Genomic DNA, 13,087 nt, shown 5'->3' on the forward strand with positions numbered 1-13,087 from the left:
TGTTGGTGCGCTTCTACCCAGCGATTATGCCCGGAAATCGCGGGAATACCGGCCCAATCACTGGGTAGAAGCGCACCTCTGAGGGGAGCCCAGGGCTACTGGGCCCCGAACGACCACAACGGCAGGTTCGCGAGCGTCCCCCGCCAGAACGGCGCCGCCCCGCCCACGGCCACGTCGTTGCTCACGACGGACGCGGCGCTGTCGGAGTAGAGCCCGAGCTGCGGCAGGTCCTCCTGCAGCACCGCCTGGAGCTCGGCGTAGATCTCCTCGCGGGCCGCCGTGTCGGGCTCGCTCTTGCCCTCGGCCAGCAGCTCGTCCGCGACGTCGCTCGAGTAGCCCGTGTAGTTGCTGGAGCCCTGCGAGCCGTACATGAACGTCACGTCGGGGTCGATGTTGAACGTGTTGCCGATCAGCAGCATGTCGTAGTCGCCGTCGTCCGCCATGGTCAGCAGCGTCGGGAAGTCCACGTTCGTCTGCTCGACCGTGAAACCGACCGCTTCGAGGTTCTGCAGGATGATGTCGGCGGACTGCTCCCGGATCGCGTTGCCCGTCGGGACCACAAAACGGAGCGTGGTCTCCTCGTCGAAGTCCGTGCCCTCGAGGAGCTCGCGTGCGAGGTCCGGGTCGTAGGTGATCTGCTCGAGGTCGGTGTCCAGGTACGGGCTCTGGCTCGTGTACGGGCCGTCGACGATCTCCCCGTTGCCCTGCAGGAGCTGGTCGACGATCTGCTCGCGGTTGATGGCGTGGGCCATCGCCTCGCGCACCTCGACCTCCGGGACGGTCTCGGTGTTGAACTCGATGAACTGCACACCGAGGGTCGGGTCGAGCCGGGTGGTGACGTTGTCCAGGCCCTCGACGGTGGCCAGGTCCTGGACCGGGATGTTGCCGATCCCGCCGCCGGAGTTCATGTGGATGGCCCCCGCCTGCAGGTCACCGGCGAGGTTCGCGGCGGGCATGATGCGCACGGCCACGTTCGGAATCTCCGGCGTCCCCTCGTAGTAGTCGGTGCGGGCCGCATACTCGATGGAGACGTCGTCGGTGTAGCTCGCAAACGTGTACGGGCCCGACGTGACGTCCGGGAGCTGGGCGAACTCGCTCTCGCCGAACTCCGCCGGCGGGATGTCCGCCAGGTGGTGCGCCGGGAGGATGAGCAGCCGGCTGCCGATGATCTCGTAGATGTAGTTCGGGTCCACGGGCTGCGCGGTGCGCAGCTCGATGGTCTGCTCGTCGACGACGGTCACGCCGGGGATCTCGGTCTCCCCCGCCGGCAGCTTGCCCGTGACGGGGTCGACGCCTTCGAGCGAGGAGATGCTGGTGCCCAGCGCCGTGAGCGAGTCCGGGTTGGCGATGAGGTTCAGGGTGAACGCGACGTCGGCCGACGTGACGGGCTCGCCGTCGGACCAGGTCGCATCCGGGTTGAGGGTCACCGTGTAGGTCTGGTTGTCCTCGGTCTCGAACGACGTAGCCAGCTCGGGCGTGAACTCGAGCAGCTCGGGCTGGTCGAGCAGGGAGTCGAGGACGAACTCGTTGGCCCACTGGCCGCCGACGTCCGTCTGGTTGATGGGGTTGAAGCTCGCCACCGGGTTGATGTTCCCGATGATGAGCGTCTCGCCGTCGGCCCCGCCGTCGGTCGAGCCACCGCCGTCGTCCGCCTGCTCCGAGGAGAAGCCGCCGCCGCAGGCGGCCAGCGCGAGCGCTGTCATGGAGGCGAGCACAGAGGCGAGCACAGGGGCGAGCACGGGCCTGAGCACGGGCCTGGTCCGGATCGTCGAACGTGTCACGTCGTTCCTTCTTTCATCGTGCTGGATTTGCCAGGGTCGATACGGCGAGCTCCGCGAGCGCCGCCGCCTGCTCGCCGAGCACGGAGTCGTCGAACCGGACCTTGGCCGAGTGGTTCGACGGCGCGCCTTCTTCCGCGACGTCGTCCGGGCGGGCGCCCAGGTGGATGAAGCAGCCCGGGACGCGTTCGAGCACGTAGGAGAAGTCCTCGGAGCCCATGATCGGGTCGGGCCGTTCGGCCACCCGGTCCGCGCCGTACAGGCCGGCGAGCACGTCCTTGGCGTGGTCCCACATCTCCGGGTCGTTGACGGTCACCGGGTAGAGCTGCTGGAAGTCGGCGTCGGCGGTGCAGCCGTGCGCGGCGGCGATGTTGTGGACCAGCGCCGGGAGCTCGACCGATACCTGTTCGAACGACTCGCGCGAGAGGGTGCGGACGGACGCCGCGATCTCGGCGGTGGACGGGATGATGTTGAACGCGGTACCCGCGTGCAGCTGGCCGACGGTGATGACAATCGGGTCGAACACGCTGTGCCGGCGTGTCACGTAGGACTGGAACGCGCCAACGATCTCGGCCGCGACCGGTATGGGGTCGACCGACTTCCACGGGGACGAGCCGTGGCCGCCCTTGCCGTGGATGGTCACGCGCAGGACGTTCGCGCCGGCCATGGAGGTGCCGGGCTTGGTGTGGAAGAGGCCCTTGTCCTCCAGGCCGGAGACGTGGATGCCGAACGCGGCGTCGACGGGCGTGCCGGCCGCGTCCAGGAGACCCTCCTCGATCATGGGCAGCGCACCGCCCGGACCCTCCTCGGCGGGCTGGAACATGAAGACGACGTTGCCCGCGAGCTCGGCCTTCCGGGCACTCAGCAGCCGCGCGGCGCCGACGAGGCCGGCGACGTGCAGGTCGTGACCGCACGCGTGCATGGTGCCGGTGGTCGAGGCGAACGGCTCCCCCGAGTCCTCCACGATGGGCAGGCCGTCCATGTCGCCACGCAGCAGCACGGTCCGCACCTGCCCTGCCGGCACCGGGAGGTCCCCGCGGAGCACGGCGACGACGGAGCTGAGGCCCTTGCCGGTGGTGATCTCCAGCGGCAGGCCGTCCAGCGCCTCGAGGACCGCGGCCTGCGTGAGCGGCAGGTGCAGGCCGAGCTCGGGGTGCTGGTGGATCCGCCGCCGCAGGGCGACCAGGTCGTCATGGATGAGTGCGGCGTCGTCGACGAAGCCCACGGTTGTCTCCCTCAGTCTCGATGAGCACGGGTGTGCTCGGGTGTGCTCGGGTGTCCCTAACGATGGGCCTTGGTCTCGCGCGACTCCAGCGCGTCCCGTAGGCCGTCCCCGACGAAGTTGATGGCGAGCACGGTCACGAAGATCGCGATGCCGGGCGGTAGCCACAGCCACGGCTGGCTGGTCGTCACGGTGATCGACTGGGCGTCGCTGAGCATGTTTCCCCAGGACGCGGCGGGCGGGCGCACGCCCAGGCCGAGGAAGCTCAGGCCGGACTCGAGGATGATCGCGTTCGCGATCCCGAACGTGGCGTTGACGATGATCGGCGAGAGCGCGTTCGGGAGGATGTGCTGGAACAGGATCTTCGGCGTGCTGTAGCCGAGCGAGATGCCCGCCTTGACGTAGTCCTGGTTCTTGATCGACAGCACCGAGCCGCGCACCAGGCGCGAGATCATCGGCCAGCCGAGGAGGCCGATCGCGAGCGTGATGTTCGTCAGGCTCGGGCCGATGACGGCCACCAGGATCAGGATGACCATGAAGTACGGGAACGACATGAAGACGTCGGCGACGCGCATCAGCACGGCGTCGACCACCTTGCCGTAGTACCCGGCCGCCAGGCCGAGGCAGACGCCGATGACCACGTACACCGTGACCGCGCCGACGCTCACCGTGATCGATACGCGCGTGCCGTAGATCAGCCGGCTGAGCACGTCGCGCCCCACGGGGTCGGTCCCGAGCAGGTGGGCAGACGACGGCGCGGCCTGGAACTGGTCGAAGATCTGGTTCGGGTCGTGCGGCGCGAGCAGCGGGGCGAGGATCGCGACGAGGATCATCACCACGAAGACGAACAGCCCGACGCCGGCCAGGCGGTGGTGGAAGAACCTGCGGACCACGGTCCGCAGGTAGGACTCCTCCTTCCCGAGGCTCGCGACGACGGCGCGGGCGGCCGCCGTCTGGGCCGACGGGCTCGTCAGGGTCGTGGGGTCGCTCATGTGTACTCGATCCGCGGGTCGACGACGGCGTAGAAGATGTCGGCGAGGAGGTTCGCCGCGAAGACCGCGAGCGCCGCGATGAGGTTGATGCCCATCAGCACGGAGTAGTCACGGGACGAGATGGCCTGGATGGTGAGCATCCCCAGGCCGGGCCACTGGAAGATCTGCTCGGTGACGATCGCGCCGCCCAGCAGGCCGCCGAGGTCGATGGTGAGCACGGTGACGAGTGGGATCAGCGCGTTGCGGAGGGCATGTTTGCGGGTGACGACGCCGGGTGCGAGCCCTTTGGCGTGCGCGGTGCGGATGTAGTCCTCGGAGAAGGCGTCGACCATCGAGGACCGCACGTAGCGGACCATGTTCCCGGCGATCGCCGTCGCCAGGACCGTGACCGGCAGGATCAGGTGGAGCAGGCTGTCCCACAGCCCGGTGTCGCCGCCGATCGTGGCCATGTTCCCGGTGGGCAGCCAGCCGAGCTGCAGGGAGAAGATGTAGATCAGGCCGAGGCCGAGGAAGAAGTTCGGCACGGAGACGCCGAAGAACGCGCCGCCGACCACCGTGTAGTCGGCCCAGGTGCCCTTGCGCTTGGCGGCGAGGATGCCCAGCGGGATGGCCGCCGCGTAGGCCACCACCATGGCCGCGCCCATCAGGAGGACGGTCGGGTAGATCCGCTCTCCGATGACCTCGGCGACCGGGGTGCGGGAGACGTAGGAAAGGCCGAGGTCGCCGCGCAGGAGCTGGCCGAGCCAGTTGACGTACTGGACCATGATCGGTTGGTCCAGGCCCAGCGAGGCCTCGACACGTTCGACGTAGTCGGGTGAGGCGTCGGCAGCGAGGTAGAGGTCGGCCGGGCTGCCGGGCGCGAGCTGGATGATGAAGAAGTCGAGGATCGTGACGCCCAGCAGGACCGGGATCGAGATCAGGATCCGCCGGATGATGTAGGTGGTCACGCGCCCTCCCGGGCGACGTCGAGCGGGAAGTGGCACGCGAAGGCGTGCCCGCCCGTCTGCCCGCCGCCCCCGAGCCGGGGTTCTTCGGTCCGGCACTTCTCCTGCGCGAACGGGCACCGCGTGTGGAAGACGCAGCCCGACGGCGGCGCGGCCGCATTCGGCACGTCGCCCTCGACGACGGTGCGCGGCTTGTCCCGCAGGTGCGGGTTGGGCGCCGGGTAGGCCTCCAGCAGGATCTCCGTGTACGGGTGGCGCGGGCCGGCGAACAGCTCCGCCGTCGTCGCGACCTCCATGACCTTGCCCAGGTACATCACGACTATCCGGTCGCTGATGTAGCGCACGGCGCCCAGGCCGTGGGAGATGAAGACGTAGGTGAGGCCGAGCTCCGCCTGCAGGTCCCGCAGGAGGTTGAGCACCTGGGCCTGGATGGAGACGTCGAGCGCGGAGACGGGTTCGTCAAGGACCAGCAGGGTCGGGTCGAGCATGAGCGCCCGGGCGATGCCGACCCGCTGCCGCTGGCCGCCGGACAGCTCGTGGGGGTACCGGCCCTTGAACTGGGCCGACAGGCCCACTCGCTCGAGCATCTCCGTGACGCGCCTGCCCGCCTCCTTGCGCGAGGCTCGGCCATGGGCGACGAGCGGCTCGGCGAGGACGTCGCCGATCCGCTTCTGCGGGTTGAGTGAGGAGTACGGATCCTGGAACACCATCTGCAGGTCGAGGCGCGCGCGCCGGAGCTCGCGGGTGTTCAGGCCCGCCAGGTCGCGGCCGCCGAAGACGACGGCGCCCGCTGTCGGGTTCTCGAGCCGGATGATCGCCCGGCCAGTGGTGGACTTGCCGCAGCCGGACTCCCCGACGATGCCGAGGGTCTCGCCGGGAAACACGTCGAAGCTGACGCCGTCGACGGCGCGCACCGCGCCGGTCTGCCGGGAGACGACGCCGCCCCGGATCGGGTAGTGCAGCTTGAGGTCCTGCACGCTCAGGAGTGGCTGCCCGTCGGGCACCCCGGCCCGCTCGCGCGCCTTGCGGCTGGTCAGGTCAGTGACGGTCACGGGGTCACCGCCGTCGTCGTACCGCTAACCGCCGCGTGCTCGTCCGCGTAGAGGAAGCACCGGACCAGGTGCTTTCGCTGCGCGCTCGTCTCCAGCAGCTCGGGCCGTTCCGCACGGCACCGGTCCATCACCGACGGGCAGCGGTCCTGGAACCGGCAGCCGCTCGGCATGTTCGACGGCGACGGCACGGAGCCTGGGATCGATTCGAGCCGAACGTCGTCGTCGGCGCCGAGATGCGGGATCGACTTCATCAGGCCGACCGTGTACGGGTGCCTGGGGTGGTCGAAGAGCTCGAAGACGTCGGCCTCCTCCACGACCTGGCCCGCGTACATCACTGCCACCTTGTCCGCCATCTCCGCGACGACACCGAGGTCGTGCGTGATGAGGATCGTCGCGGTCTGCGAGGCCTCGGCCAGCTTCTTCATCAGCGTCAGGATCTGGGCCTGGATAGTGACGTCCAGGGCGGTGGTGGGCTCGTCGGCCACCAGGAGCACGGGCGAGCAGCTCAGCGCCATGGCGATCATGACGCGCTGGCGCATGCCGCCCGACAGCCGGTGCGGGAAGTCCTTGACGATCTGCCCCGCGCGCGGCACACCCACCAGCTCCAGCAGCTCGACGGCGCGCTCCGCGGCCTCCCGGCGGGAGATCCCGAGGTGCAGCAGCAGGGTCTCGGTCAGCTGGTCGCCGATGGTCAGCACCGGGTTCAGCGACGTCATCGGCTCCTGGAAGATCATGGCGAGCGAGTTGCCACGTCGCTGGCGCAGCTCCGGCTCGGTCAGGTCGAGGAGGTTGTGACCCTCGAAGACGATCTCGCCGTCGGACACGCGGCCATTTCGCGGGAGGAGGCCCATGATCGACAGCGCGGTGACCGACTTGCCGCTGCCAGACTCCCCGACGAGGCAGATGGTCTCGCCGCGGTTCAGGTCGAAGCTCACCTCGTCGACCGCTACGACAGCGCCGGCGTCCGATCCGAACTCGGCCTTTATTCCTCTGACCTGCAGCAACGCTCCCAAGGAAACCTCACTCCTTCGCTGCCGCGACAGCAGATGGCCGCGACGACCTGCTGGAGTCAAACAGCGCCGTGTTTCACCCGTCCTTGGGTGTCGTTTCGGGCCGGTTCCGAACTTGCCGCCTATGTGACCTGGCGATTTCGCGCGGCCTCCCGACTGACCCGCCGGTTTCGCGGTGCGCGAACCTACCCCAGACCCTCGACACGAGGTTAGGTTGGCCTTACTTTCGTTGCTATGATCGCGACGTGCTGACACTTTGTCAGCATGTTCAGCGCCGCGTCGGAGGAGACCTGAGTGAGCCTGCCCGTCGAGCACGACGTCCCCGTCCCACTGTCCGCCCTGCTGCGTCAGAGCACGCGCGACGAGCACAACGCCGCCAACTCCGAACAGTTCATCGAGGAGCTGATGGCCGGCGCGCTGACCAGGGCCGCCTACGCCGACCTCTCGGCTCAGCTCCTCGTGGTCTACGAGGCGCTCGAAGAGGCGAGCGCTGCCGTTCGCGACGACGAGCGTGGCGCCGGGCTCGTCTTCAACGAGCTCACGCGTGTCCCAGCCATCGAGCGCGACCTGGCCTTCCTGTACGGACCCGCATGGCGCGAGGAGATCCGGATCCTGCCCGCGACGCACCTGTACGCGGACCGCATGCGTGAGATCGGCGGCAGCCTGCCGCACTACGCGGCGCACTCGTACACGCGTTACCTCGGCGACCTGTCGGGCGGCCAGATCGTCAAGCGCATGATGAAGCAGCACTACGGCCTGGACGAGGACGGGCTGGCCTTCTACACGTTCCCCGACATCCCGAAGGTCAAGGTGTTCAAGGACGCGTACCGCAACGAGCTCGATCAGCTCGACCTGGACCAGGACGAGGTGTCCACCACCGTCGCGGAGACGCACCACGCGTTCCACCTCAACCGTGCGGTGTTCACGGAGCTCGCCAAGATCCACTGCTGAGGCTGGACCGTCACGCTGGGTAGTCACGCGGTGTCATGACGGGATGTCATGACACCGCGCGATGACTCAATTCACAATGCAGATGATCACAGCGCCCGACTGTCACGTTTCCCGCTGACGTGTTGTCGGATGAAGTATGAACACCACCGAACGTCGAATCTCCACGACAGTGCTGGTCATCGGGACGGGCGGGTCCGGCCTACGCGCCGCGATCGAGCTCGCCGAACAGGGAGTCGATGTGCTGGCCCTGGGCAAGCGGCCACGCATGGACACCCACACCTCCCTCGCGGCGGGCGGGATCAACGCCGCGCTGGGCACCATGGACGCGGAGGACAGCTGGCAGCAGCACGCCGCGGACACCATCAAGGAGAGCTACTTCCTGGCCAACCCGCACACGGCCGAGATCGTCGCCCAGGGCGCCGCCCGGGGCATCGCCGACCTCGAGCGGTACGGCATGGCCTTCGCGCGCGAGACCGACGGGCGCATCTCCCAGCGGTTCTTCGGCGCGCACAAGTACCGCCGCACCGCGTTCGCGGGCGACTACACCGGCCTGGAGATCCAGCGGGCCCTGGTCAACCGGGCGGTACAGCTCGACATCCCCGTCCTCGACTCGGTGTACGTCACCCGGATCCTGGTGCAGGACGGCGCCGTGTTCGGCGCCTACGGGTTCGACCTCACCGACGGCACGCCGTACCTGATCCACGCCGACGCCGTGATCCTGGCCGCCGGCGGGCACAACCGCATCTGGCGCCGCACCTCGTCCCGCCGCGACGAGAACACCGGCGACTCGTTCCGGCTCGCGGTCGAGGCCGGCGCCCGGCTGCGCGACCCCGAGCTGGTCCAGTTCCACCCGTCCGGGATCCTCGAACCGGAGAACGCCGCCGGGACACTCATCTCCGAGGCGGCCCGCGGCGAGGGCGGCATCCTGCGCAACGCGCTGGGCGAACGGTTCATGCAGAACTACGACCCCGAGCGGATGGAGCTGTCCACCCGCGACCGGGTGGCGCTCGCCGCGTACACCGAGATCAAGGAGGGGCGCGGCACCGAGAACGGCGGCGTCTGGCTCGACGTCTCGCACCTGCCCCGGGAGACGATCATGACGCGCCTGCCGCGCGTCTACCAGACGATGCTCGAGCTGCAGATGCTCGACATCACTGCCGAACCCATCGAGATCGCCCCCACCGCGCACTACTCCATGGGCGGTGTGTGGGTGCGGCCCGAGGACCACAGCACCGAGGTCGACGGCCTCTACGCCATCGGCGAGGCGTCCAGCGGCCTGCACGGCGCCAACCGCCTGGGCGGCAACTCGCTGATCGAGCTGCTCGTGTTCGGCCGCATCGTCGGCCGCGCTGCCGCGGCCTACTCCGCCGGGCTGGAGGCACAGGTCCGGTCGCACGACGCCGAGGCCCGGGCCCGCGCAGAGGTCGCCGACCTGCTGGTCGCCGACGGGCACGAGAACGTGCGCGCGCTGCAGCGGGCAGTGCGCAACACGATGACCGAGCACGCGGGCGTCGTCCGGGACGAGGCGGGCCTGACCGCGGGCCTGCGCGAGCTGGACGAGATCGAGGCGCGCACCAAGGAGATCGGCGTGCACCCCGACATCGCCGGGTTCCAGGACCTGGCGCACGCGTTCGACCTCAAGGCCTCCCTGATCGCCGCGCGGGCAACGCTGGAGGCCGCCCGCGAGCGCCGCGAGACGCGCGGGTGCCACAACCGGAGCGACTACCCGGACCTCGACCCGGCCCTCCAGGTAAACCTGGTCTGGTCCCCGACCGCGGGCGTGGTGCGCGAGACCATCCCCCCGATCCCGGACGAGATCGCGGCCCTGATCCAGGAGGTCTCGACGGTCGGCAAGCTGGTCGAGTAGCCGCCCCTCTCCCTCGCTGGGTGCTGGATATTCGCCCTGCTGGCGGCTCGACAGGGGCGAACATCCCGCACTCAGCGAGGGGGTTGGCGCTCCGGCCAGATCCGGTGGGTGCAAGCGGGAGTGCCCGCGCGACATACAAGGGGCGAACCCATCCAGCGGCGATCACCTCCAACGTCGCCATCCCCGAGGAGCCCTCATGACCTGGCCACGTCTCGCCGTCCCCGCTGTACTGCTGGCCGTACTGCTCACCGGATGCGCCGCGGGCGCGGCAGGTTCGCCACCGGATGCCGCCTTCCCGCTCGTCATGACGCCCGCAACGGCACCTACGACACCGCCCGCAGACACACCCAGAACCATCCCCACAGCTACCCCCGCAACAACGACGACGCACGGCAGGTGGTCCGACGGCAGCGACCAGGACTCGCTGTCCCCGTTCGAGGTGCGGTACGACGACGATGCGCTGGTCCTGTACCCCTACTCGTTCTGCGCCGAGAGCGTCTGCGCGGACGGGTTCGACGACGACCCGCCCTCGATCGGCTCCCCTGAGCAGATCTACGTGCGGGTGCCCGCCGACCGCTACTCCGAGCTCACGGTCATGCAGCTCTCCGGTACCGCCGACGACCCGGACGGAACGGTCGAGGTCGAGGCCGTTACCGAACCGCTCGGCGACGGCTGGTGGCTGGTGACCCCAAGCGGGCCCGCTGACAGCTACCGCGTGACCATGTTCGCCCGGGGCGATGGCGACATGCTCGCGGACCTGCTGTGGGAGACGCCGTAACCAAACCCTCGTCAGCGGAGGACCAGGCGGGGTTCGACCAGGACGTGCGCGTCCTCGTCCGCGCTGCGGCGGATGACCACGCCGCCCGTCGGGCCCATCAGCAGGTTCAGCACACCGACGGCGACCTGCTCCGGTAGCTGCTCGACGCTGCTGATGCCCAGGGCCTCCGCTGCCGGGGTGTTGTCGAACCCGACAACCGGGAGGTCCGGCCGCCCGACGGCGGTGGCGGCCAGGTGGGCGCCGATCGCCAGGGCGTCGCTCACGCAGACGATCCCGTCGACGCCTGGGTCGCCGGCGGAGCCGCCCGCCGAACCCCCCGCGAGCATCGCACCCGCGGCCTCCCGCGCCAGGCCGACGCTCTCCTCGCTGTACCAGCGGGGGCCCGAGGCCCCGGCGCGGGACAGCTCCTCCTGCCAGCCGCGGGCGCGGTCGTCCCCGGTTCCCGATCCGGCCGGCCAGCCCAGGAAGGCGATCCGCGGCCCGGCGTGGTCGAGCAGGTAGCGCGTGGCGGCGCGGGTCCCGGCGGCGCCGTCGACGTCGGCCCAGGGGTGGGCGGGCTCGGCTCCGTCGTCGGACCGCCAGGGGCGACCGAACGATACGAAGGGGATGCTGCGGGACTGCAGCCAGGCGGTGCGGGTGTCCTCGTGGGACGTTCCGGTCAGGACGACGGCGTCGATCTCGCCGCCGTCCACGAGGTCGCCCATCCGCTCGATCTCGTCGGCCGGTGTCCGCGCCGTGTACAGCAGTATCCGCATGCCCCGCTCGCTGGCGCGCTCGGTGAGGGCGTGGACGAAGCGGTCGAGCACCACCCCGGAGACGCCGCCCGCGTACGGGTCCAGGCGCACCCCGATGGTGGAGCTGCGCCGGGTGCGCAGCTGACGCGCGGCGGCGTGCGGCCGGTACCCGAGCTCGGCGATCGCCCGCTCGACGCGCTCCCGGGTGGGACCGCGCACGATGGCCGGGGAGTTGAGCACGTTCGAGACGGTCTGGCGGGAGACGCCGGCGATCCGGGCGACGTCCTGCACCGTAGGCAACTTCGCCATGGCCCCCTCCTGCCTGCTGTGGTCGAATGCGGAAAGCGTCATCCTAGGGCCGCCCCCTACCTTGACATGGCACCCGGCTCTCCATAGCCTCCTGACCAAGGGCAAAATTTGATCGTTCAAACTCGCTCAGCCTAACCCGGACCCAGACCGGTCACCACGGCGTGCTGCCTCATCAAAGGAGAAGAGACACATGACACCCCCCACCTCGCGGTTGCTCGGCACGGGGGCCTTCCTCGTCGCCGGCGCGCTCGCCCTCACCGCCTGCGGCGGTTCCGGCTTCGACGAGCCTGCCGACGAGGGCTCGTCGGCCGGCGCCGTCGAGCTCACCAGCTCCGACGACCCGCTGACGATCCTCATCGGATCCTCGGGCGACGCCGAGACCGACGCGGTGACGGACGCCGTGGCCGCCTGGTCCGAGGACTCGGGCGTGGACGCCGAGGTCCAGGTCGCCAGCGACCTGCCCCAGCAGCTCTCCCAGGGGTTCGCGGCCGGCACGCCGCCGGACCTCTTCTACCTCGCGCCCGAGGCGATCGCCGGCTACGCCGGGAACGGGTCGCTCCAGGCCTACGGCGACGAGCTGACCAACCGGGACGACTTCTACCCCTCGCTGGTGGAGAACTTCACGGTCGACGACACGTTCTACTGCGCACCCAAGGACTTCTCGACGCTCGGGCTCGTCATCAACACCGAGCTCTGGGCGGACGCCGGGCTCACCGACGCTGACATCCCCACCACCTGGGACGAGCTGACCGCGGTGGCCGAGACCCTCACCACCGACGATCAGGTAGGCCTCGCCTTCGGCGCGGAGTACCAGCGCGTGGGCACGTTCATGGCGCAGGCCGGCGGCGGGCTCGTGGTCGACGGCGCTGCGGTCGCCAACAGCGCGGGCAGCGTCGAGGGCCTCGACTACGTGCGGACCCACCTGGAGGACGGCACGTTCGCGTACGCCGCCGACCTCGGCGCGGGCTGGGGCGGCGAGGCGTTCGGCCGGGAGCTGGCAGCGATGGTCATCGAGGGCAACTGGATCACGGGCGGCCTCAGCGCCGACTTCCCCGACGTCGAGTACACGGTCGCCGAGCTGCCCGCAGGCCCCGCCGGGCCGGGCACCCTGCAGTTCACGAACTGCTGGGGCATGGCCGCGGACAGCCCCAACCAGCAGGCGGCCCTGAGCCTGGTGGAGCACCTGACGAGCACCGAGCAGCAGCTCGCGTTCTCGGATGCGTTCGGCCCGATGCCGTCGATCCAGTCGGCCGCGAGCGACTGGACGAGCGCGAACCCCGACCTCACCGCGTTCCTGGACGGCGCCGAGTACGCGCAGTTCCCACCGACCTGGGCCGGCACCACCGACGTCATCACCGACCTCAACGCCCAGCTGGAGTCGCTCCGGACCGGTGACTCCCAGGCGATCCTCGACTCGGCGCAGGCCAACCTCGAAGCGATCGCCGAGTAG

11 protein-coding genes are annotated in these 13,087 nt (G+C 69.7%); 4 read left to right on the forward strand and 7 right to left on the reverse strand.

The genetic code is table 11. From position 1 onward, the window contains the following. Window positions 1-95 precede the first annotated feature (95 nt). Genes AB1046_RS09155 through AB1046_RS09180 form a run of 6 tightly spaced genes read right to left on the reverse strand, consistent with a single transcriptional unit; the run spans window position 96 to window position 7,001 of the window. A complete protein-coding gene (locus tag AB1046_RS09155) occupies window positions 96-1,781 on the reverse strand; it encodes an ABC transporter substrate-binding protein (RefSeq protein WP_369374526.1) in 1,686 nt (561 codons plus the stop codon). A gap of 13 nt (window positions 1,782-1,794) precedes the next feature. Then, window positions 1,795-3,003 carry a M20 family metallopeptidase gene (locus AB1046_RS09160; protein ID WP_369374528.1) on the reverse strand — a complete coding sequence of 403 codons (1,209 nt, stop codon included), beginning with the start codon at window positions 3,001-3,003 and terminating at the stop codon, window positions 1,795-1,797. A gap of 56 nt (window positions 3,004-3,059) precedes the next feature. Next, on the reverse strand, window positions 3,060-3,992 hold the full coding sequence (gene opp4C / locus AB1046_RS09165) for an oligopeptide ABC transporter permease (RefSeq protein ID WP_369374530.1): 933 nt from the start codon (window positions 3,990-3,992) through the stop codon (window positions 3,060-3,062). Then, window positions 3,989-4,939: an ABC transporter permease gene (locus AB1046_RS09170; RefSeq protein ID WP_369374532.1), complete on the reverse strand. Its 951-nt coding sequence runs from the start codon at window positions 4,937-4,939 to the stop codon at window positions 3,989-3,991. The genes opp4C and AB1046_RS09170 overlap by 4 nt, the downstream gene beginning before the upstream one ends. After that, the gene (locus AB1046_RS09175; RefSeq protein ID WP_369374534.1) at window positions 4,936-5,988 is read right to left on the reverse strand and encodes an ABC transporter ATP-binding protein; all 1,053 of its coding nucleotides are present in this window, start codon (window positions 5,986-5,988) and stop codon (window positions 4,936-4,938) included. The genes AB1046_RS09170 and AB1046_RS09175 overlap by 4 nt, the downstream gene beginning before the upstream one ends. Beyond that, window positions 5,985-7,001 (reverse strand): ABC transporter ATP-binding protein, encoded by a 1,017-nt coding sequence (locus AB1046_RS09180; RefSeq protein WP_369374536.1) that lies wholly within the window; start codon window positions 6,999-7,001, stop codon window positions 5,985-5,987. The genes AB1046_RS09175 and AB1046_RS09180 overlap by 4 nt, the downstream gene beginning before the upstream one ends. Before the next feature lie 291 nt (window positions 7,002-7,292). On the opposite strand from AB1046_RS09180, the gene AB1046_RS09185 reads away from it, so the two are divergent. From AB1046_RS09185 to AB1046_RS09195, 3 genes are all read left to right on the forward strand, one after another. Next, window positions 7,293-7,949: a heme oxygenase (biliverdin-producing) gene (locus AB1046_RS09185; protein WP_369374538.1), complete on the forward strand. Its 657-nt coding sequence runs from the start codon at window positions 7,293-7,295 to the stop codon at window positions 7,947-7,949. Window positions 7,950-8,085: 136 nt separating this feature from the next. Continuing rightward, on the forward strand, window positions 8,086-9,816 hold the full coding sequence (locus AB1046_RS09190; protein ID WP_369374540.1) for an L-aspartate oxidase: 1,731 nt from the start codon (window positions 8,086-8,088) through the stop codon (window positions 9,814-9,816). Between the two features lie 196 nt (window positions 9,817-10,012). Then, complete coding sequence (locus tag AB1046_RS09195; protein WP_369374542.1) at window positions 10,013-10,594, forward strand: hypothetical protein; 582 nt, start codon at window positions 10,013-10,015, stop codon at window positions 10,592-10,594. Window positions 10,595-10,605: 11 nt separating this feature from the next. On the opposite strand, the gene AB1046_RS09200 is transcribed toward AB1046_RS09195, so the two are convergent. Then, window positions 10,606-11,637 carry a LacI family DNA-binding transcriptional regulator gene (locus tag AB1046_RS09200; protein WP_369374544.1) on the reverse strand — a complete coding sequence of 344 codons (1,032 nt, stop codon included), beginning with the start codon at window positions 11,635-11,637 and terminating at the stop codon, window positions 10,606-10,608. Between the two features lie 190 nt (window positions 11,638-11,827). On the opposite strand from AB1046_RS09200, the gene AB1046_RS09205 reads away from it, so the two are divergent. Next, window positions 11,828-13,087 carry an extracellular solute-binding protein gene (locus AB1046_RS09205; RefSeq protein ID WP_369374546.1) on the forward strand — a complete coding sequence of 420 codons (1,260 nt, stop codon included), beginning with the start codon at window positions 11,828-11,830 and terminating at the stop codon, window positions 13,085-13,087.

The sequence above is a fragment of the Promicromonospora sp. Populi genome (genome assembly GCF_041081105.1).
Classification (GTDB): Bacteria; Actinomycetota; Actinomycetes; order Actinomycetales; family Cellulomonadaceae; genus Promicromonospora.